Raw genomic sequence first — 18,520 nt, forward strand, 5'->3', positions numbered from 1 at the left:
CCGATCGGATCAATCAGCTGATGGTAGAAGCGGATTGGGGCTGTGCGCAGCGAGGTCCGGCTGCGGCCCGAAGTCCGCGCCGACCAGCAGCTGGTGCAGCTCGGCCAGGTCCACGGCGGTGTCCAGGCTCCGGGCGGCGAGCCAGGCCGCCGCGCCCGCGCCGTTGCCGGCATGACCGATCCCCGCTTCGGGCCAGTGGTCGGCCACCCGGGTGCGGACGGCCTCGGCGAGTGGCGAGGAGACGTCGAGGACACCGCCGGCCAGCACCACCGGGAGTGCGGACCCGGGCTCGCGCACGGTCCCGAGGGTCTCCAGCAGGTGATCGGCCGCCCGCTCGACCAGGCCACGGGCGGCCGGGTCACCGGCCCTGGCCGCGTCGAGGACGAGGGGGGCGAGCCGCGCCAGCCGTACGGGCGGCCCGGCGTGGACGGCGCCGATCAGCGCGGCGCGCAGGCGTAGCGGTGACGGCGGCTCCTGGGCGGTGGGTGACCCGGGCCCCGCGGGCGGCTCGGGCAGCAGGGCGGCGAGCACGTCGGCCGCGAGGCCGGTCAGGGGCAGGTCGCCGCGGTCGACGGCGGAGAGCGCGGTGCGGACGGCGGCCCGGCCGAGCCAGAAGCCCGAGCCCCGGTCACCGAGCAGCCAGCCGTGGCCGTCGGCGCAGCGGACCATGGTGAAGTCGTGGAACAGCGCCGCGACCGCGCCCGTGCCGCTGATCAGCGCGGTGCCGTCCGGGCGGCTGGTGCCCGCCGCGTACGCCAGCTCGACGTCACCGGTGAGCCGGGGTGCGCGCGGCAGGCCGGCGCCGGCCCAGATCCGGGCCAGCTCCGGGGCGCCCGCCCGGCCGCCGGCCAGGCCGAGCACGCCGGCGGCGACCCGGGCCGGGTCGAGGTCGGCGAGCGCGGCGCCGAGGGTGTCGGCGATGGCCCGGGCGGCGGCCGGTTCACCGTTGGAGACCGGGTTTCCGCCGGGGCCGCGGGCTGCGCCCAGGATCCGTCCGGTGAGGTCGGCGACCAGGACGCGGGTGGTGGAGCCGCCGACGTCCAGGCCGAGGACGAGGGGGCTCGTGGTCACGAGGCGCGCCGGATGCGGCCGACGTAGCGGGCCTCCAGGGCTCGGTTGTGCTCGTCGCCGCCGGGGATGTTGGCCGACAGGTAGACCGGTGGAACGCCGCCGGTCTGCTCGATCCGGCGGATCACCTCGGCGACGATCTGCTGGGCGAGCAGGGCGGCGGTGATGGAGGAGATACCGCAGGCCCTGGCGCCGCCCGCCATCGGGAGGACGGCGTCGCCGTACGGGGCGCCGTTGTCGAGGACGACGTCGGCGAGGTCGCGCAGCCGCAGGCCGGAGGGGTGCTTGGGCTCGACCCGGGCGGTGTGTTCGGCGGAGGTGATGACGATCAGGGGATGGCCGTGGCGCTTGGCCAGGTGGGCGAGTTCGACCACGCAGCCGTTGACGCCGGAGTTGGAGGCCAGCACGAAGACGTCGGCGGGGTGCGGGGCGGTGAGCTCCCAGAGGAGGGCGGCGGACTCGGTGCCGCGTTCCAGTTCGGGGCCTTCGAGGATCTCGACCGGGCGGCCGCCGCGCAGCACCACGTCGCGCAGGGCGATCCGGTTGGTGGGGACGAGGCCGCCGGCGCGGCCGGCGATCTCCATCGCGAGGGCCTCCGAGTGTCCGGTGCCGAAGGCCTGGACGACGCCGTCGGCGGCGAGCGCGGCCACGATCAACTCGGCTGCCGCCGCGACCCCTTCGGCCTGCTCCTTGCTGACGCGGTCGATGGCGGCGTGGGCCGCGGCCGCGAAGTCCGCTGCTGAGGGAGAGGGCACCGATGGCCTCCTTGTCGTGGTCCGGTGGTGGCCACTATTGGGGCGGTCGAGGCGTGGTGTCAATGAGTGGACTAGACCAGTTGGCGGTATCGGCGAACGGGTGACGACGGACGGCTGCCGGCCGCCGGACAACGGATTCTGACCGCTCGTCACTCCGGTGACCGGGGTCAGCGCCGGGTGAAGCGGCCCAGGAGCTGGTGGCGCCAGAGCCATCCCGGCAGGTGGCGGCGGGGGACGAAGGCCCACAGGTCGTCGTCGGCCGGGTTGCCGCGCGGGAGCTCGCGCAGCAGGGCCAGGCTGTCACCGTCGACGACGCCGTGCAGGCGGGCGGTGTGGGCGAGGGCCACGGCGGCCTGGTCGCGGTAGCCGGGATCGGCCAGCGCGCGGGCGACCCGCGGGAGGATCACGGCCGGGTCGGGGTGGGTGACCGCGAGGCCGATCAGGGCGACGCCGGCGCTGGGGTCCGCGCGGTCGAGGGCCGCGTCGACCTCCTCGGGGCGGTCGGTGCCCATCAGGGCGGAGGTCGAGGACCAGTCCATGCCGTGTCCGGCGGCGGCACGGTCGAGCAGGAACTCCTGGCGCCCGGCGGCGGACGGGGTGCCCGCCAGACAGCCGTCGAGGTAGGTCCAGACCCGCTCGGGGCCGTCCCTGCCGTCGGCCAGTTCCCGGCAGGCGGCGAGCAGCCGCTCGTCGTCCTCCAGGTGTTCGAGGCGGGCGAAGTCGCCGGCCCGGGTGTCGAGGTCACAGCGACGCAGGAAGGCCAGCCAGCGGGTGTCGTCGGCGTCCAGGCAGCCGCGGAGGTGGGCCCAGGCCAGCTCGCCGGCGTCCAGGGCGGCGGCGTATCGGGCCAGTTCGGCGAGGTCGGAGGGCATCGGACGACCCTATCCCAGCCGCGCTGCGCGGCCGCCGACACCGGTGCGGGACCGGGTGGTGCCCCGGCCCCCACCGACGGGGGTCGTCAGCCGTGCAGGTAGACGATGCCCAGCTTCTCCAGCCGCCAGTGCTGGTCCGCCGCGCCGCTGTCGGCGGCGAGCTGCACCAGCGGGTTGCCCTGGCCGTCGCGGGCGGTGGCGGCCGCCGCGACCTTGCCCTGGTCCTGGGCGGAAGCGATCTTGTAGGTGCCGTCGCCGACCGCCGTGAGCATCCAGTGCTGGTTGGCGCCGCCGTGACACCGCCACTGCAGCAGCGGGGTGCCGGGGGCGGTGGAGCCGCCACTGGCGTCCAGGCACATGGCGCGGTTGCCGCTGAAGTCCAGCTCGTAGCCGCCGTCCGACGTGCTCTCGAAGACGAAGGACTGGTTCAGGCTGCCGGCCGCCGGATAGACGATGGCGCTGCGGCCGTCGGTCGAGTCGCCGTAGGTGCCGCCGCCGGCGAGGTCCAGCACCGTGCCGGTGGCGGCGTTGGTGAGCTGGTACCAGGAGCCGTCCTCGGGGTGGTCCGGGAAGGGCCGGCCGGGGGTGAGCGGGGTGATGGAGGTGGTGTTCTGCTGGTCGAGGCTGCAGAACGCCTGTTCCAGCGCGGGCTGCCGGTAGAACTGCGCCAGGCAGACCGCCTCGGCCCGGTAGCCCGCGACCCGCAGGTGGTACGACTGCCGGACCATGTTCATGCACACCCCGGGGATGCCGATCTCCTGGTCGCAGCCGTTGCGGGTGCGCTCGGAGAGGTCGATGACGTCACCGTTGGTGTACTCGTACGGCGAGCTGGTCCACTCGGCGCAGACCTCGTGGCCGAAACTGACCCGGCGCTGGTCCAGGTAGCGCACCCCGGGCACCTGGGAGACGGCCTGCCGCAGCGCGTCGCTGAGCATCGGGACGACCAGGTTGTGGCCCCAGGCGAGGTCCTCGGGGAAGGCCGGGCAGCCGTCGGCGACCTTGCCGGCGTAGTCGTTGCGCCGGATGTCGGGGGTGATCGGGGTGAAGTACGACTGGTAGACCAGCTGGTACGAGGAGTCCTGGTACCCGGCCCCGCGCATGGTGTTGCGGATGTCGGTGAGCGCGGCGACCACCTTGGGCTTGACGCCCTCGGCCCGCCGGGCGATCTCCGGGGTGCCGATGGTGTCGCGGCAGCCCTGGGACTTGGGGATCGGGAAGTACTGGGCCAGGCAGCTCAGCATGATGCCGCTGAAGTCGAAGTCGTCGTTGGCGCCGATCGTGACGACCACCATCTTGACGTCGTACTGGCTTGCCACCTGGGCGAGTCGGACGTCCTGCTTGGGCTCGCCGAAGTCTCCGCTGCCGCCGCCGGTGATCTTCGCCAGTTCGGGGTCGCTGACCAGGTCGCCGGTCTGCGCGCCGGAGCAGGCGAGGTCGATCGGGGTGAGCCCGCCGAGACCGGTGACGAAGATCTCCGACTTGCCGCTGCGGTGGCAGTAGTTGGTCGGGGTGTCGGTGCCGGGGGTGTAGTCGTCGCCGGTGTCGGTGCCGGCGCCCTCCCCCGAGATGGCGCTGTCGCCGAGCGCGACGATCGCGGGGGCCTTCGCCGCCGGCCCCGCGGCGGACGGCCCGGTGTCCGCGGCGAGCGCGCTGGGCATCGCACCCAGGCCGAGGGCGAGGGACAGTCCGGCGGCGGCCAGCAGGGCCACCGGCCGGCCCCTGTACGGACCTGACAATCGAGACCTGATCACGCATGACTCCCTGGGGGTGGGGGCCACTCGGCGTGCGCCGGGTGGCGCGGAGCATGGAGCGTGCGGTGGCACCGTCCCGGCCGGTGGGGGGTTGCGCTGCGGGCCGGAACGAGGGCTGAACATGAGTCAGGCTCATATGTTAGGTACTGACCAGTAACGCAACAAGAGTCCGGACGGCGCCGAAAACGGCAGGGCCGCCGCTCCGCGTCTCAGGAGGGGGAGAGACGGAGCGGCGGCCCGGATACGGCGGAATCGACCAGCAGGTCGGCTAGGACCTGTGGGTCAGCGTCAGCCGACGTTGGCGCAGGAGTTGCCGAAGGCCGGGTTCAGCAGGCCGATGATGTCCACCGAGTTGCCGCAGACGTTGACCGGGATGTGCACCGGGACCTGAGCCTGGTTGCCGCTCAGCACGCCGGGGGAGCCCGCCGTGACGCCCTCGGCGCTGGAGCTCGCCATGGCGGAGCCCGCACCAGCCGCAACGATGCCGACGACGGCGGCGCCGACAGCGGCAACCTTCTTGACGCTCATATGAGTCTCCTCGAAAAATCAGATCTTCCGTTTGCCAGGCACCGTTGGCTCGGCACGGAAGCGCACAGGGCGTGCACCACCCCCAACGAAGCCCTGGGAAGGCGGTTCCGGCGCCAGGGCGACATTCACCCGGTTGCATTAATGAAGGCATTCGGGTGATCACGTGGCCCACCCGTTTCCCCGCGCGTGCCGGCTCGTTCTCCCTGGCGAAACCAGCTCCACCCGGTGCTCGCCCTCGGGCGAAGAAATGAGACCTCACCATGCGCAAGCTCGCCTACGGCGCGTTCGGTTCTGCCGCGGCCGCGGCCCTGCTGCTCGGCTCCGCCGGCATCGCCGCCGCCGGTGGCGCGTCGGCCGAGGGTGTCACCGCCGGCTCCCCCGGCATCGCCGCCGCCGGTGGCGCGTCGGCCGAGGGTGTCACCGCCGGCTCCCCCGGCGTGCTGTCGGGCAACCAGCTCCAGGTCCCGGTGCACGTGCCGATCAACCTGTGCGGCAACACCGTCGACATCATCGGCCTGCTCAACCCGGCGTTCGGCAACTCCTGCCTCAACGCCTGAGGCCGACGGGCCCGTTCGGCTCCCACCGGACGGGCCGGCTCCAGCCATGGCCCCACCAGGAGCCGATCGACCCCCCAGGAGAGCACCGGACCGCCCGCCCGGCCGACCGGAATCACGGCACGGCCCGACGGTGCGTCAATTTGTCCTCGAACCCCAGTTCTTCGAGGCACTCTCCTGGCCGCACCGGAGTGCGGATGTTTCTCGGCCGTGCGAGAAATGACCGCGGGTGCACCTGAGAGAGCGCGGCCGCACCCGCCCCAGCCACGGGCGACACGCAATCCCTGAGCCGCGTGAGTGACAATCACGGCCCATCCCGAAGCCATCGGGCGATGATGCTGATTCGCCCGGCACCCGACCTCCAACAGTCGGGCAGAAAACGGAGGAAGAACTCTATGCGCAACATCAAGAAGGCTGCCGCCCTCTCGCTCGCCGCGGCCGGCCTGGTGCTCGGTGCGGCCGGCGGTGCCTCCGCCAGCTCCAGCGCCGAGGCCGTCGTCGCCAACTCCCCCGGCGTGCTCTCCGGCAACAACATCCAGATCCCGGTGCACATCCCGGTCAACATCTGCGGCAACTCGATCGGCGTCATCTCGATCCTCAACCCGGCGTTCGGCAACTCCTGCGCCAACGTCGGCTGACTCAGCCGGCGCTGACGCGGCTGCACTCGCGTCGACCGCGTCGCACCGCCCCGTGGCGGTGCGGCGCACCCCTCCCCGTGTGTGATCTAGGAGATCAACTCCCATGCAGAACGTGAAGAAGGCCGCCCTGCTCTCGGCCACCGCTGCCGGCCTGGTGCTCGGTGCGGCCGGCGGTGCCTCCGCCAGCTCCAGCGCCGAGGCGGTCGTCACCAACTCGCCCGGCGTGGTGTCCGGCAACTCGATCCAGATCCCGGTGCACGTCCCGGTCAACCTCTGCGGCAACTCGATCAACGTGATCGGCGCGCTGAACCCGGCGTTCGGCAACTCCTGCGCCAACGTGGACGCCCCGCACGTGCACGAGACCCCCGTGGTGGACGACGACTGCTGATCACCCGCTGATCCGGCTCCGCATCGCGTCGACTGCCCCCCGGCCCTGAGCCGGGGGGCAGTTCGCATCGGGCCCGCCGACCGGGCGGCCCGATGGCCCAACCACCCGATCACACCGAAGGATTGGTCCCGCATGGCACTCAAGACGAGTGGCACCGGCGCCCTCGCCGTACTCGGCGCGGCGATGCTGCTGGGCGGCGCCGCCCCCGCGGCACACGCCGCTCCGGCCCAGCTCGCCCAGGGCCTGCCCGCCCCGGAGATCCCGATGCCCAAGCTCGCGCCGACCGACGTCGGCCAGGCCATGGAGGGCACCACCACCGGCCTCGGCTACGCCGTCGCGCCGGTCAAGACCCTGCGGCTGGACCCCTGGGCGCAGTCCTCCGCGGACTTCCTCAACAACGGCGTGGGCGTCCAGCCCGACAACGGCCTGCCGGCCGTCGGCACCGGGACGCTGACCGGCCCGCTGACCTCCGGCGGCGGTGCCAAGGACCTGCCCGCCGTCGGCCCGCTGCTGGGCGTCCTGCCGGGCTGAGGACACCGCCCCGGCCCGACGGACGCACGCAGGAGCCCGGCACCTCCCACGGGGCGGTGCCGGGCTCCCGGCCGTTCTCCGGCGCGCGGGCCGGCCGTCAGCCGACCGGCTCCCGGATCACTCCCCGGTGCCGTGGTTGAGCACCCCGTCGATGCTCGTGGTCGCCGCGGCGGAGAGGGTGCGGACCGTGTCGACCGCGGACACCGGCCGGTCGTCGCCGCCGAGCGAGGCGCTGGCGCCCGGCACGGCCTGCACGCCCGCACTCACCACCCGGGGGTCGAGCTCCCCGAAGGACAGCGCGCCGTCCGCGAGCTCTCCGCTGTGGTCGTTGAGGTACTTGACCGGCTGACCGAGTTCGAGGGCCGGGCCGGTCGCGTGCAGCGGCGCCGAGGGGGCGTCCAGGCCGAGGGTGCCGGGGGTGATCCCCTCGGCGGCGGCGGGCAGCGGCAGGGTGGTCTTGAGGGCGGGGCCGACGCTGCCGGAGGAGAGGGCGGGCACGACCTGCTCGGGCAGCAGCGTGGGCTTGTCCTGCGGCACCGGCGGCATCAGCGGGGAGGTCGGGATCGCCCCGGAGATCTCGCCGCCCTCGGCCAGCACGGGCAGCCGGCTGGTCGGGGCGCTCAGCGGGACGGTGAAGGGCACCGTCCCGGTGGACAGGCCGTCCTCCAGCGCGGCGACGTCCTGGGACGACATGGGGGCTGCCGCGGCCGCGCCCTGGGTGGCGACGACGCCGGCGCCGACCGCCAGGAGCAGGGCCCCGGTCGCCCGCTTGGAGAGCTTCATGCTGTTCACCGTTCTGTCCATGATCGTTTTATGTGCTTCGGATCGATAGCCGCCGTGCAGCGGAAAGCACTCTGTCCAAACGAGCCACGCCCGCCCGCGATTGCGAGATTAACCGGTACGGCCTATTAATCCGACCGTCTGACACTCCTCCGAGCGATCCCCGGGCCGTCCCGCAGAATCTGCGTAACTTTCCCGCCGCTGATTCTTTGAGCTGGTTGTCGCAGCCAGGACGGCGGGCAGGAGTCGGATCGCGGATCGGCTTGAAGCCCTTGGTCTTCGAGGATCGGTCGCATTCCGAAATCCCCCTGACGGGCTAGCAACCGCAGACCAGGTCGCTCGTTGAACGCTTTGCACGAATCAGCGGTCAAGCCCGCCGAGACGACCGTCCCAAGCATTCAGAGAGGTATCTCAGCTCATGCTCAAGAAGACCTTCGCCTCCGCCGGCCTGGCTGCCGCCGCGCTGGCCGCCGTAGCCTCCCCCGCCGCCGCGATCGGCAACGCGGACGGCTCCGCAGCCTCGATCCAGGGCAACGGTGGCACCAACTCCACCGGCACCTGGGGCAACCACAGCCCCAACTTCCACTTCCTCGACAACCCGAACATCTGCCTGCCGGAGATCCACAACATCGCCGTCGGTGTGGCAGGTGTCGCGGTCCCGGTCGAGGTCGCCGCGCTGAACAACCAGCCGAAGCAGACCTGCGTCGTCGGCCAGACCACCCAGGGCAACGGCGACGGCGGTGTGTCCCACCTGGTGGGCTGAGGCCGTCTCCGGCTGAGGCCGGGCCGGTCGGCCCCCGCGCCGCCGGCCCGGCACCACCACCCCCCAGTCCGGGACCCGTACGTACCGCACTGGTCCGGGGCCCGGCCCGCTCCCCCGGCCGGGCTCGCTCCACCGGCCCAACCTGAGCCACCGGTTGGGCACCCGCTCCACTCCATCAGATCCGAAAAGGAACCTCAGAAATGATCAAGAAGGCTCTCGCCATCGCCGGTATCGCCGCCGCCGGCTTCACCATGGCCACCGCCCCCGCGATGGCCATCGGCGACGCGGACGGCGCCGCCGTCTCCGGCCAGGGCAACGGTGGCACCAACCACACCGGCACCGAGGGCAACCACAGCCCCAACTTCCACACCCTGGACAACCCGAACATCTGCCTGCCGGAGATCCACAACATCGCCGCCGGCGTGCTCGGTGTCGCGGTGCCGATCGAGGTCAAGGCGCTGAACAACAACCCGCAGCAGACCTGCACCGTGGGCCAGAGCACCCAGGGCAGCGGCGACGGTGGCGTCAGCCACCTGATCGGCTGATCAGTCGGGTAACAGCGACCGCCGGGCCGGGGGATCCACTCTCCCGACCCGGCGGTCGCCGTTTGTCCCCAGCGGTGCTCACCCGTTCGGCTGCGGTGCGTCCGGGTGACAGCGCGTCAGTTCGGGCGCGTACCGACTGTCGCCCGACGCACCATTGTGATCACGTGTAGTGACCCCCCGTCACACGTTCCGTCGGCTCTGTCCGCAGGGTGCCGAGGGCACGCAGAGAGAGGACATCTCATGAAGAGCATGCTGGGCAAGGCGCTGCTGACCACGGTCGCCGCCGTCGCCGTCGCCGGTGTCGCCGCCCCCGCCTACGCGGAGGTCGCCGCCGGTGGCGGCAGCGAGTTCGTGGCGTCCGCGCACGAGCCCTTCCTGGCCGGCGAGCAGCACGGCTGGGCGGTCACCAGCCACATCTTCGCGGCCGGGTACCAGTGGGGCTGGGCGACCGACACCGCGGTCGGCGGCGGCCAGGACGGCATCGCCGTCATCGACTGACCGGGGCCGGACGCACGGAGGCCGGGTCGCGGTTCGCCGCGGCCCGGCCTCCGGGTTTCCGTTCCCGGTGTCCCGCGCCGGCTACCGGATCATCCGGGCGGCCTCCAGGGCCCAGTAGGTCAGGATCTGCTCCGCACCGGCCCGGCGGATCGAGGTGAGCGTCTCCAGGATGATCCGCTCCCGGTCCACCCAGCCGTTCGCCGCGGCGGCCTCGATCATCGAGTACTCGCCGGACACCTGGTACGCCGCCACCGGCACCGGCGAGGCGTCGGCGATCTGCCGCAGGACGTCCAGGTACGCCATGGCCGGCTTGACCATCACCAGGTCCGCGCCTTCGGCGAGGTCCTGCTCCAGCTCGCGCAGCGACTCGCGGGCGTTGGCCGGGTCCTGCTGGTAGCTCTTGCGGTCGCCCTGGAGCGAGGAGCCGACGGCCTCGCGGAACGGGCCGAAGAACGCCGAGGCGTACTTGGCGGTGTAGGCGAGGATGCCCACCTCCTGGTGGCCCGCCTCGTCCAGGGCCCGCCGGACCACGCCGACCTGACCGTCCATCATCCCGGACGGACCGACCAGGTGGACACCCGCGTCGGCCTGCACCACGGCCATGTCCGCGTACCGCGCCAGCGTGGCGTCGTTGTCGACGCTGCCGTCCTCGGCGAGGACACCGCAGTGCCCGTGGTCGGTGTACTCGTCCAGGCACAGGTCGGACATCACCACCAGGGTGTCGCCGACCTCGGCGACCACGTCCCGGATCGCCTGCTGCAGGATGCCGTCCGGGTTGGTGCCCTCGCTGCCGGTCGCGTCCTGCACCTCCGGGACGCCGAACAGCATGATGCCGCCCAGACCCGCCTCGGCCGCCTCGACGGCCGTCCTGCGCAGGGTGTCCCGGGTGTGCTGGACGACCCCGGGCATCGAGCCGATCGGCCGCGGCTCGCTGATCCCCTCGCGGACGAAGGCCGGGAGGATCAGCTCGGCCGGATGCAGCCTGGTCTGCGCCACCAGCCGGCGCATCGCCGGCGTGGTGCGCAGTCGGCGCGGGCGGATGGACGGGAACTGGGCGGACACAGGGCGACTCCGAACAGTGGCAGGCCCGGGGAGGCGGTGGGGCCTCCCCGGGCGGGTGGTCAGCGCGCGGCCTTGCGGCGCGAGCCGGGACGGCGCTCGCTGGGCCGGTAGACCGGCTCACCGGCGGCCGTCGCGGTGTCCCGGCGGTTGGCGCCGAACTCCGCGAGGGCCTGGGCCAGGGCGCCGGCGGACGGCGCGGGCGCCATCACGTCGACCCGCAGGCCGTGCTCCTCCGCGGTCTTGGCGGTCGCCGGGCCGATACAGGCGATGATCGTGACGTTGTGCGGCTTGCCGGCGATGCCGACCAGGTTGCGCACGGTGGAGGACGAGGTGAAGAGCACCGCGTCGAAGCCGCCGCCCTTGATCGCCTCCCGGGTCTCGGCCGGCGGCGGCGAGGCGCGGACGGTGCGGTAGGCCGTCACGTCGTCCACCTCCCAGCCGAGTTCGACCAGACCGGCCACCAGGGTCTCGGTGGCGATGTCGGCACGCGGCAGCAGCACCCGGTCGATCGGGTCGAAGACCGGGTCGTACGGCGGCCAGTCCTCCAGCAGCCCGGCCGCCGACTGCTCGCCGGAGGGGACGAGATCCGGCTTGACGCCGAAGTCCACCAGCGCCTGCGCGGTGGTCTCGCCGACCGCCGCGACCTTGATGCCGGCGAAGGCGCGGGCGTCCAGCCCGTACTCCTCGAACTTCTCCCGGACGGCCTTGACGGCGTTGACCGAGGTGAAGGCGATCCACTCGTAGCGGCCCGTCACCAGGCCCTTGATGGCGCGCTCCATCTGCTGCGGGGTGCGCGGCGGCTCCACCGCGATGGTGGGCACCTCCTGCGGCACCGCGCCGTACGAGCGCAGCTGGTCGGAGAGGCCGTGGGCCTGCTCCTTGGTGCGCGGCACCAGCACGTTCCAGCCGAACAGCGGCTTGGTCTCGAACCAGGAGTGGGACGAGCGGTACGCGACCTGCTCGCCCACCACGGCTATCACCGAGGTGGCCGGGTCGACCGGGGCCGACACCGGGGAGGGCAGCACGCGGGCCGCCTTCAGGTCGGCGGCGATCGCGGCCAGCGTGGAGGTGAAGGTGCGCTGGCGGGTCGTGGTGCCGGAGAGCGTGGCGCAGAGCGCGGCCTCGGGCTTGCGGCCGTTGGCCACCAGCGCGTTGGCGGTGGCCGGCAGCTGACCGAGGGTGGTGCGGACCACCAGGGTGGTCTCCGGCGCGCCGAGGTCCGGCACGTGGCCGGCCAGCAGCGCGGGGCCGTCCACGAAGCGCACGTCGGCGCCGTGGCTGCCGCGCAGCGGGACACCCGCGTACGCCGGGACGCCGACCGACTGGGCGACGCCGGGGATCACCTCGAAGGGGATCGCCGAGCGGGCGCAGACCAGCATCTCCTCGGCGGCGCAGCCGTCGAGGCCGGGGTCGCCGTCGACGGTGCGGACCACGTGCTTGCCGGCCCGGACGGCGTCCGCGACCAGCTTGGCCACGTCGAGGCCGGTGTCCTCGGCCGGGCTGTGCACCTGGACGCCGCTCGGGCAGTGGGTGCGCACGGCGGCCGCGGTGAGCGGATCGGCGACCAGGACGTCTGCCGAGGCCAGCACGTCGACGGCGCGCAGGGTGAGCAGACCGGGGTCACCCGGGCCGGCCCCCAGGAAGGTGCAGCGGCCGGTCGTGGGGACCGGTCCGGCAGCGGTGGCAGTGGTGGTGGGGCTCATCGGGCTCGCTCCCCCATCAGGTCGGCCGCGCCCTCGGCGAGCAGCCGGGCAGCCAGCGCGCGGCCCAGGGCCGCCGCCTGCTGCTCGGCGTCCTCGTCCAGGACGATCGGGCCGTTGGCGGTCATCTTCAGCAGGGTGGCGCCGTCGACGGTGCCGACCACGCCCTCCAGCCGCAGTTCGGTTCCTTCCCAGGTCGCGAGAGCCGCGACGGGGGCGGAGCAGCCGGCTTCCAGCGCGGCCAGCAGCGCGCGCTCGGCTATGACGGCGGCCCGGGTCGGGAGGTGGTCCAGCGCGGACAGCCGCCCGGCCAGGTCCGGGTCGACGCACTCGACGGCGAGTGCGCCCTGGCCGGGGGCCGGCAGCATCAGCTCGGGGTCGAGGTGCTCGGTGATCTCCTCGGCGCGGCCGAGCCGGTTGAGGCCGGCGGCGGCCAGCAGCACGGCATCCAGCTCGCCCTTGCCGACGTAGCCGATCCGGGTGTCCACGTTGCCGCGGATCGCCACCGTCTCCAGGCTCACGCCGCGGGCGGCGGCCCAGGCGTTGAGCTGGGCCATCCGGCGCGGGGAGCCGGTGCCGATCCGGGCCGGGCGCCCGGCCAGCTTCTCGATCAGGTGCTCCAGGCCGAGGCCGTCGCGGGCGACCAGGGCGTCCCGGGCGTCCTCACGCTCGGGGACGGCGGCCAGCCGCAGGCCCTCGGGTGCCGCGGTGGGCAGGTCCTTGAGGGAGTGCACGGCGAGGTCGATCCGCCCTTCCAGCAGAGCGTCGCGCAGGGCGGAGACGAAGACTCCGGTGCCGCCGATCTGGGCGAGTGCCTCGCGGGAGGTGTCGCCGTAGGTGGTGATCTCCACCAGCTCGACGGGGCGACCGGTGACCCGGGACACCTCACGGGCGATCATGCCCGACTGGGCCATCGCGAGGGCGCTTCGGCGGGTGCCGAGGCGGAGCGGTCGCGGCTCGCCCTGGGGGCTGCTCGGTTGACCATGCATGGGTTCGTCCTGGTCGTGCTGGGTGGCTGACTGGTGGTTCATCTGGATGCTCCGGCCGACTGGCTGTCGGGGTGCGTGGGCTGGCTGCCGATCGGGGCTCCGATCGGTGTACCGGAGACAGCGTGCACTGCCGCCGGGTCCAGGTCGAACAGTTCGCGCAACGCGTCCGCGTAGGACGCGCCGCCGGGTTCGGCCGCGAGCTGCTTCACCCGCACGGTCGGCGCGTGCAGCAGCTTGTCGACGACCCGCCGGACGGTCTGGGTGATCTCGGCCCGGGAGCGGTCGTCCAGGTCGGGCAGGCGGCTCTCCAGCCGGGCGAGCTCGCTGCTCACCAGGTCGGAGGCCATCGACCGCAGGGCGACGACGGTGGGCGCGATCCGGGCCGCGCGCTGGGCGGCGGCGAACGCGGCCACCTCGTCGGCGACGATCGTGGTGACCGCGTCGACGTCCCCGGCGCCGGGGGTGGCCGCGTGCGCGTGGGACAGGCTCTCCAGGTCGACCAGTAGGGCGCCGGGCAGGCCGTGCACGTCGTGGTCGACGTCGCGGGGCATGGCGAGGTCGAGGAAGGCCAGCGGGGTGCGGGAGGTCCGGGCGGCGACCGCGGCGGTCACCTCGGCCGCGCCGATCACCACCCCGGCCGCGCCGGTGCAGGAGATCACCAGGTCGACGTCGGCCAGTGCCTCCGGCACCTTGGCGAAGTCGACCGTCCGGGCGGCGCCGCCGAGGATCTCCACCAGGCGCTCGGCCCGGGCGGCGGTGCGGTTGGCGACCAGCAGGTCGGTGACGCCGGAGCGGACCAGGGTGGCGGCGGCCAGCGAGCTCATCGAACCCGCGCCGACCACCAGGGCCCGCTTGCCCGCGATCTCCCCGGTCCGCGCGGCGATCTGCTCCAGGCCGAAGGTGACCAGCGACTGGCCCGCCTTGTCGATGCCGGTCTCGCTGTGGGCCCGCTTGCCGACCCGCAGGGCCTGCTGGAAGAGCTCGTTGAGGCCGCGCCCGGCGGTGTGCTCCTCCTGGGCGCGGGCCAGCGCGTCGCGCAGCTGGCCGAGGATCTGGCCCTCGCCGACGACCATCGAGTCCAGGCCGCAGGCCACCGAGAAGAGGTGGTGGACGGCGCGGTCCTCGTAGTGGACGTACAGGTGGGAGGTGAGCTCCTCCAGGTCGACGCCGCTGTGGTGGGCCAGCAGCAGCGACAGCTCGGCGACGCCGGCGTGGAACTTGTCCACGTCCGCGTAGAGCTCGATCCGGTTGCAGGTGTTGACCAGCGCGGCCTCGCCGACGGTCGCCGTGGCGGCGGCGTCGTGCAGCAGCCGGGTGGGGACGTCACCGGTCAGCGCGGCGCGTTCGAGAACGCCGACGGGGGCGGTGCGGTGGCTCAGGCCGACCACGAGCAGGCTCATACCCGACCCCCGTACAGACAGTGGTTCCTGTTCACGCCGGCATCACCGCGGACCGGTCGCCGTCGGTGCCCTTGCCCTGCTTGCCCTTGGCCGGTTCGGCCTTGGCGGTGCCGCCCGCGGCCCGGCGGAGCTTGGCGGCGGCGGCGCGGACCGGGCCGGGGGCGCGGTCCAGCATGCCGTTGTCGGGGGTGGGTTCCTCGCCGGCCTTGCGCTGCTCGTGGAAGGCCAGGATCTGCAGCTCTATGGACAGGTCGACCTTGCGCACGTCGACGCCGTCCGGGACGGTCAGCACGGTCGGCGCGAAGTTGAGGATGCTGGTGACGCCGGCCTCGACCAGGCGGTCGCAGACCTGCTGGGCGGCGACCGGCGGGGTGGTGATCACGCCGATGGACACCTGCTGGGCGGCCACGATGGCCTCCAGCTCGTCCATGTGCCGCACCGGCAGGCCGGCCGCGGTGCTGCCGACCACGGTCGGATCGGCGTCCAGCAGGGCCGCCACCCGGAAGCCGCGGGAGGCGAAGCCGCCGTAGTTGGCGAGGGCGTGCCCCAGGTTCCCGATGCCGACGATGACGACCGGCCAGTCCTGGGTGAGGCCCAGCTCGCGGGAGATCTGGTAGACGAGGTACTCGACGTCGTAGCCGACGCCGCGGGTGCCGTACGACCCGAGGTAGGAGAAGTCCTTGCGCAGCTTGGCGGAGTTGACCCCGGCGGCGGTGGCCAGTTCCTCGGATGAGACGGTGGGCACCGAGCGCTCGGACAGCGCGGTGAGCGCGCGCAGGTAGAGCGGCAGGCGGGCGACGGTCGCCTCCGGGATGCCCCGGGCACGGCTGGGTCGGCGCGCGGCGCCTGCGTCGGGCGTCTGCGAACTGCTCTGGGTGGGTCGGCCGATTGCCACGGTGCTCCCGTAGGTGAAGCTGGGCTTAGGCAGCCAGGCTATGCGTTTGTGAACGTGTGCACAAAGATGGTGTCCGATTTGTCCCCGCACAGTGATGCGCATCACTCGCCACCGGAGGCCGACAGGGCCGCATGCGGACAGTCCGTACCCGGTGGCATCGGGCCGAACGGCACCTCGCGGCGGACCAGCGCGACACCCTCCCCGGCCTCGCCGCCGCGGGGTCGGGGCAGCCGCGGCCAGGGCACCGACGCGTTCCCGTGCGGCGGCACGACCCAGTCGGCGGGGCCACCCACGGTGCCGCCCGCAGCACCGTCGCCCGCGGCACCGTCGCCGGCAGCGCCGCCGTCCGCGAGGCCGGCAACGCAGTGGCGCAGCAGGTCGGCGGCGGCCCGGGCGTCGCCGAGCGCGGTGTGCGCCGGGTACCAGCCGAGGCCGGCCGCGGCCACGCAGGCCGCCAGCCCGTAGCCGCCCGCCTCGGCGAGCCGGCTGCGGGCCAGCCGCATGGTGCAGAGCTCCGGGACGGCCGGCAGGGCCACTCCGATCCGGGCGAACTCGCGCTCCAGGAAGGCCCGGTCGCAGCTGACGTGGTGGCCCACCAGGACCCGGCCGGCCAGCAGGTCGAGCAGGGCCGGGGCGACCTCGCGGAACCGGGGGGCGCCGACCACCTGCTCCTGGGTTATCCGGTGCACGTGAGTGGGGCCGACCGGCCCGGCCGGATCGATCAGGGTGGCGAACTCGCCCTCCACGGCGAGCCCCCGGTCCAGCAGGACGACGGCCACCTCGACCACCCGGTGCCGCCACGGGCTCCGGCCGGTGGCCTCGACGTCGACGACGGCGAACCCGCCCGGCACGGACGGGGCGGGGAGGCGACCGAGCAGCATCGTCCTGCTCTCCTTCTGTCGGCAACCCCCGGCGGACACAGAGCCCCACGATGGTAAGCCGACGAACGAGCCCTTTTTCAAGGAGATCTTCATCTCGGAGGCAACGATTCGGCGTACCACCCCCGCCGATCGGCGGGGGTGCGCGGCGGCCGCAGCGCCCCGCTCAGCCGCCCAGCGCGGTGCGCAGCCGGCGCTCGTCGACCCGCCAGAAGTCGTGCTGACGGCCGTCGATCAGGGTGACCGGGATCTGCTCCCAGTACTTCTCGTACAGCTCCTCGTCCTGGGTGATGTCCTTCTCCTCGAAGACCGCGCCCAGGTCCCCGGTGACCCTGACGATCACCGCGCGGGCGTCCTCGCACAGGTGGCAGTCGGGCTTGCCGACCAGGGTGACGGTCCGGTCGGCCGGGTTCTTCTTGTCGCGTCGCAGCAGGCTCACCGGCCCATTGTGCCTCGCCGGACAGCTCCCGGTCCGGGCACCGCCACAGCCTCGATGCGGGCTGTTAACGGTGGCTGCACATCACGGTCACGGGATCCGACACCGGTGCTGGCTATGCTCGGTCGCATGGTCGCGCTGCGAAGGCTCACCCAGGCAAGGCGTTCCCCGACCGAGCGGACCGCCCTGGCGGGCGAGGCCGCCGCCGAGGCCGCCGAGGCGGATCTGCTGGCCCTGGAGGCCACTCCGGCCGCGACCGGGCAGGCGCCGGACGGGCGTCCGGCCGCCAAGCCGCCGAAGGCCCCGGCCGAGGACCACACCCCCACCCCGGACGACCCGCGGGCGGCCGCGTTCTTCGACTGCGACAACACCATCCTGCGCGGCGCGGCGATCTTCTACCTCGGCATCGGGCTGTACCGCCGCCGGTTCTTCTCCCGCCGGGACGTGGCCAGGTTCGCCTGGCAGCAGGCCTGGTTCCGGCTGTACGGCTCGGAGGACCCGGCGCACATCGCGGACGTCCAGGACCGGGCGCTCGGCCTGGTCGCCGGGAAGCGGACGGCCGAGCTGGAGGCGATCTGCGAGGAGATCTTCGAGGACGTCATCACCCGCAAGATCTGGCCCGGCACCCGCGCCCTGGTCCAGATGCACCTGGACGCCGGCCAGCGGACCTGGCTGGTCACCGCGGCGCCGCAGGAGGTGGCCCGGATCATCGCCCGGCAGCTGGGCATGACCGGAGCCCTGGGCACCGTGGCGGAGACCGTCGACGGCGAGTACACCGGCCGGCTGGTCGGGGGGCTGTTGCACGGCCAGGCCAAGGCGGCCGCCGTCCAGGCGCTGGCCCGCCGGGAGAACCTGGACCTCAGCCGCTGCGCGGCGTTCAGCGACTCCGCCAACGACATCCCGATGCTGGCCCTGGTCGGCCACCCGTACGTGATCAACCCGGATGCCGCGCTGCGGCGGCACGCCCGGGCGATGGGGTGGCGGGTGCGGGACTTCCGGACCGGCCGCAAGGCGGCCCGGATCGGGGTGCCGGCGGCCGCCGGGCTCGGGGTGGTGGCCGGGGCGACGGCCACCGCGATCGCGATGCGGCGGCGCCGCCGCCCCGCGTGAGCCGGTCGGAGTGAGCCCCGCCCGGCCCTTGACGGGCCGTCAACCTGGCGTTTTACCGACCACTCCTTGGATGGGCTTCGCCTCACGCTAACGAGGGAATCGCCACCCGCCCGGCGGGCCGACCGAACGGGATCGCGGCTGACCAGATCTGATCGTTCGTCGACTTGGGAAAGTCGGGGGTTGCCGGGCCCCAGGACGGGGAAACGGCCCCTCTCTCCCTCAAATTGGTCACACCGTGCTTACGAGCGCTCACGTTGCGCCAGACGGATGGCGGCAACTCCGGTCATTACCAGCTGAATATGCGCGACAAGTGGACCTCAAACGACCACTTCGACCACAGGGTGTAGCTGTCATTGCACAAAGCGTTATCCTCTCTGGG

The 18,520-nt window shown here is 73.2% G+C and carries 21 protein-coding genes; 8 read left to right on the top strand and 13 right to left on the bottom strand.

What is annotated here, in order from left to right; translation table 11 throughout:
* Positions 1-9 precede the first annotated feature (9 nt).
* From OG871_RS17435 to OG871_RS17455, 5 genes are all read right to left on the bottom strand, one after another.
* Positions 10-1,071 carry an N-acetylglucosamine kinase gene (locus tag OG871_RS17435; RefSeq protein ID WP_371497725.1) on the bottom strand — a complete coding sequence of 354 codons (1,062 nt, stop codon included), beginning with the start codon at positions 1,069-1,071 and terminating at the stop codon, positions 10-12.
* Positions 1,068-1,823 (bottom strand): sugar isomerase domain-containing protein, encoded by a 756-nt coding sequence (locus tag OG871_RS17440; protein WP_371497727.1) that lies wholly within the window; start codon positions 1,821-1,823, stop codon positions 1,068-1,070. Before OG871_RS17440 ends, OG871_RS17435 begins: the two co-directional genes overlap by 4 nt.
* Before the next feature lie 167 nt (positions 1,824-1,990).
* A complete protein-coding gene (locus OG871_RS17445; RefSeq protein ID WP_371497728.1) occupies positions 1,991-2,695 on the bottom strand; it encodes a hypothetical protein in 705 nt (234 codons plus the stop codon).
* Between the two features lie 86 nt (positions 2,696-2,781).
* Positions 2,782-4,404: an RICIN domain-containing protein gene (locus OG871_RS17450; RefSeq protein ID WP_371497729.1), complete on the bottom strand. Its 1,623-nt coding sequence runs from the start codon at positions 4,402-4,404 to the stop codon at positions 2,782-2,784.
* 330 nt (positions 4,405-4,734) lie between these two features.
* On the bottom strand, positions 4,735-4,974 hold the full coding sequence (locus OG871_RS17455; RefSeq protein ID WP_371497730.1) for a chaplin: 240 nt from the start codon (positions 4,972-4,974) through the stop codon (positions 4,735-4,737).
* Positions 4,975-5,234: 260 nt separating this feature from the next.
* On the opposite strand from OG871_RS17455, the gene OG871_RS17460 reads away from it, so the two are divergent.
* From OG871_RS17460 to OG871_RS17475, 4 genes are all read left to right on the top strand, one after another.
* Positions 5,235-5,531: a chaplin gene (locus OG871_RS17460; protein ID WP_371497731.1), complete on the top strand. Its 297-nt coding sequence runs from the start codon at positions 5,235-5,237 to the stop codon at positions 5,529-5,531.
* A gap of 392 nt (positions 5,532-5,923) precedes the next feature.
* Complete coding sequence (locus tag OG871_RS17465) at positions 5,924-6,166, top strand: chaplin (protein WP_371497732.1); 243 nt, start codon at positions 5,924-5,926, stop codon at positions 6,164-6,166.
* Positions 6,167-6,269: 103 nt separating this feature from the next.
* Positions 6,270-6,554, top strand: a complete 285-nt coding sequence (locus OG871_RS17470) for a chaplin (protein ID WP_371497734.1) — start codon at positions 6,270-6,272, stop codon at positions 6,552-6,554.
* A 132-nt stretch (positions 6,555-6,686) separates the two neighbouring features.
* Positions 6,687-7,085, top strand: coding sequence for a hypothetical protein (locus OG871_RS17475; protein WP_371497735.1), 399 nt, complete (start codon positions 6,687-6,689; stop codon positions 7,083-7,085).
* 117 nt (positions 7,086-7,202) lie between these two features.
* On the opposite strand, the gene OG871_RS17480 is transcribed toward OG871_RS17475, so the two are convergent.
* On the bottom strand, positions 7,203-7,889 hold the full coding sequence (locus OG871_RS17480) for a hypothetical protein (RefSeq protein WP_371497736.1): 687 nt from the start codon (positions 7,887-7,889) through the stop codon (positions 7,203-7,205).
* A 394-nt stretch (positions 7,890-8,283) separates the two neighbouring features.
* Between OG871_RS17480 and OG871_RS17485 the strand changes: the two genes are divergently transcribed.
* The 3 genes from OG871_RS17485 (at position 8,284) to OG871_RS17495 (ending at position 9,671) form a co-directional block, all read left to right on the top strand.
* Positions 8,284-8,628, top strand: a complete 345-nt coding sequence (locus OG871_RS17485) for a rodlet layer protein (protein ID WP_371497737.1) — start codon at positions 8,284-8,286, stop codon at positions 8,626-8,628.
* 200 nt (positions 8,629-8,828) lie between these two features.
* Entirely contained in the window at positions 8,829-9,173 is a 345-nt protein-coding gene (locus OG871_RS17490) for a rodlet layer protein (protein ID WP_371497738.1), read from the top strand.
* Positions 9,174-9,413: 240 nt separating this feature from the next.
* Complete coding sequence (locus OG871_RS17495; protein ID WP_371497740.1) at positions 9,414-9,671, top strand: hypothetical protein; 258 nt, start codon at positions 9,414-9,416, stop codon at positions 9,669-9,671.
* Positions 9,672-9,752: 81 nt separating this feature from the next.
* Here the strand turns inward: OG871_RS17495 and hemB are convergent, their stop codons facing one another.
* The 7 genes from hemB to OG871_RS17530 form a co-directional block, all read right to left on the bottom strand.
* Entirely contained in the window at positions 9,753-10,733 is a 981-nt protein-coding gene (hemB, locus tag OG871_RS17500) for a porphobilinogen synthase (RefSeq protein ID WP_371497741.1), read from the bottom strand.
* A 59-nt stretch (positions 10,734-10,792) separates the two neighbouring features.
* Positions 10,793-12,436 carry a uroporphyrinogen-III synthase gene (locus OG871_RS17505; RefSeq protein WP_371497743.1) on the bottom strand — a complete coding sequence of 548 codons (1,644 nt, stop codon included), beginning with the start codon at positions 12,434-12,436 and terminating at the stop codon, positions 10,793-10,795.
* Entirely contained in the window at positions 12,433-13,422 is a 990-nt protein-coding gene (gene hemC / locus OG871_RS17510; protein WP_371503341.1) for a hydroxymethylbilane synthase, read from the bottom strand. Before hemC ends, OG871_RS17505 begins: the two co-directional genes overlap by 4 nt.
* Before the next feature lie 38 nt (positions 13,423-13,460).
* Positions 13,461-14,822 carry a glutamyl-tRNA reductase gene (locus OG871_RS17515; protein WP_371497744.1) on the bottom strand — a complete coding sequence of 454 codons (1,362 nt, stop codon included), beginning with the start codon at positions 14,820-14,822 and terminating at the stop codon, positions 13,461-13,463.
* A gap of 31 nt (positions 14,823-14,853) precedes the next feature.
* On the bottom strand, positions 14,854-15,717 hold the full coding sequence (locus OG871_RS17520; RefSeq protein ID WP_371497746.1) for a redox-sensing transcriptional repressor Rex: 864 nt from the start codon (positions 15,715-15,717) through the stop codon (positions 14,854-14,856).
* A gap of 101 nt (positions 15,718-15,818) precedes the next feature.
* A complete protein-coding gene (locus OG871_RS17525; protein WP_371497747.1) occupies positions 15,819-16,598 on the bottom strand; it encodes an exonuclease domain-containing protein in 780 nt (259 codons plus the stop codon).
* A gap of 163 nt (positions 16,599-16,761) precedes the next feature.
* Entirely contained in the window at positions 16,762-17,034 is a 273-nt protein-coding gene (locus tag OG871_RS17530; RefSeq protein ID WP_371497748.1) for a glutaredoxin family protein, read from the bottom strand.
* A 126-nt stretch (positions 17,035-17,160) separates the two neighbouring features.
* Here OG871_RS17530 and OG871_RS17535 point away from each other — a divergent pair, with 126 nt between their 5' ends.
* Entirely contained in the window at positions 17,161-18,141 is a 981-nt protein-coding gene (locus tag OG871_RS17535) for an HAD family hydrolase (protein WP_371497749.1), read from the top strand.
* The last annotated feature ends 379 nt before the right edge of the window (positions 18,142-18,520 follow it).

The sequence above is a fragment of the Kitasatospora sp. NBC_00374 genome (genome assembly GCF_041434935.1).
Classification (GTDB): Bacteria; Actinomycetota; Actinomycetes; order Streptomycetales; family Streptomycetaceae; genus Kitasatospora.

Coding starts and splice junctions, on each gene's coding strand:
- OG871_RS17445 (WP_371497728.1), bottom strand. CDS start 2,695: ATGCCCTCCGACCTCGCCGAACTGGCCCGATACGCCGCCGCCCTGGAC.
- OG871_RS17455 (WP_371497730.1), bottom strand. CDS start 4,974: ATGAGCGTCAAGAAGGTTGCCGCTGTCGGCGCCGCCGTCGTCGGCATC.
- OG871_RS17460 (WP_371497731.1), top strand. CDS start 5,235: ATGCGCAAGCTCGCCTACGGCGCGTTCGGTTCTGCCGCGGCCGCGGCC.
- OG871_RS17465 (WP_371497732.1), top strand. CDS start 5,924: ATGCGCAACATCAAGAAGGCTGCCGCCCTCTCGCTCGCCGCGGCCGGC.
- OG871_RS17470 (WP_371497734.1), top strand. CDS start 6,270: ATGCAGAACGTGAAGAAGGCCGCCCTGCTCTCGGCCACCGCTGCCGGC.
- OG871_RS17475 (WP_371497735.1), top strand. CDS start 6,687: ATGGCACTCAAGACGAGTGGCACCGGCGCCCTCGCCGTACTCGGCGCG.
- OG871_RS17480 (WP_371497736.1), bottom strand. CDS start 7,889: ATGGACAGAACGGTGAACAGCATGAAGCTCTCCAAGCGGGCGACCGGG.
- OG871_RS17485 (WP_371497737.1), top strand. CDS start 8,284: ATGCTCAAGAAGACCTTCGCCTCCGCCGGCCTGGCTGCCGCCGCGCTG.
- OG871_RS17490 (WP_371497738.1), top strand. CDS start 8,829: ATGATCAAGAAGGCTCTCGCCATCGCCGGTATCGCCGCCGCCGGCTTC.
- OG871_RS17495 (WP_371497740.1), top strand. CDS start 9,414: ATGAAGAGCATGCTGGGCAAGGCGCTGCTGACCACGGTCGCCGCCGTC.
- OG871_RS17505 (WP_371497743.1), bottom strand. CDS start 12,436: ATGAGCCCCACCACCACTGCCACCGCTGCCGGACCGGTCCCCACGACC.
- hemC (WP_371503341.1), bottom strand. CDS start 13,422: ATGCATGGTCAACCGAGCAGCCCCCAGGGCGAGCCGCGACCGCTCCGC.
- OG871_RS17515 (WP_371497744.1), bottom strand. CDS start 14,822: ATGAGCCTGCTCGTGGTCGGCCTGAGCCACCGCACCGCCCCCGTCGGC.
- OG871_RS17525 (WP_371497747.1), bottom strand. CDS start 16,598: ATGCTGCTCGGTCGCCTCCCCGCCCCGTCCGTGCCGGGCGGGTTCGCC.
- OG871_RS17535 (WP_371497749.1), top strand. CDS start 17,161: ATGGTCGCGCTGCGAAGGCTCACCCAGGCAAGGCGTTCCCCGACCGAG.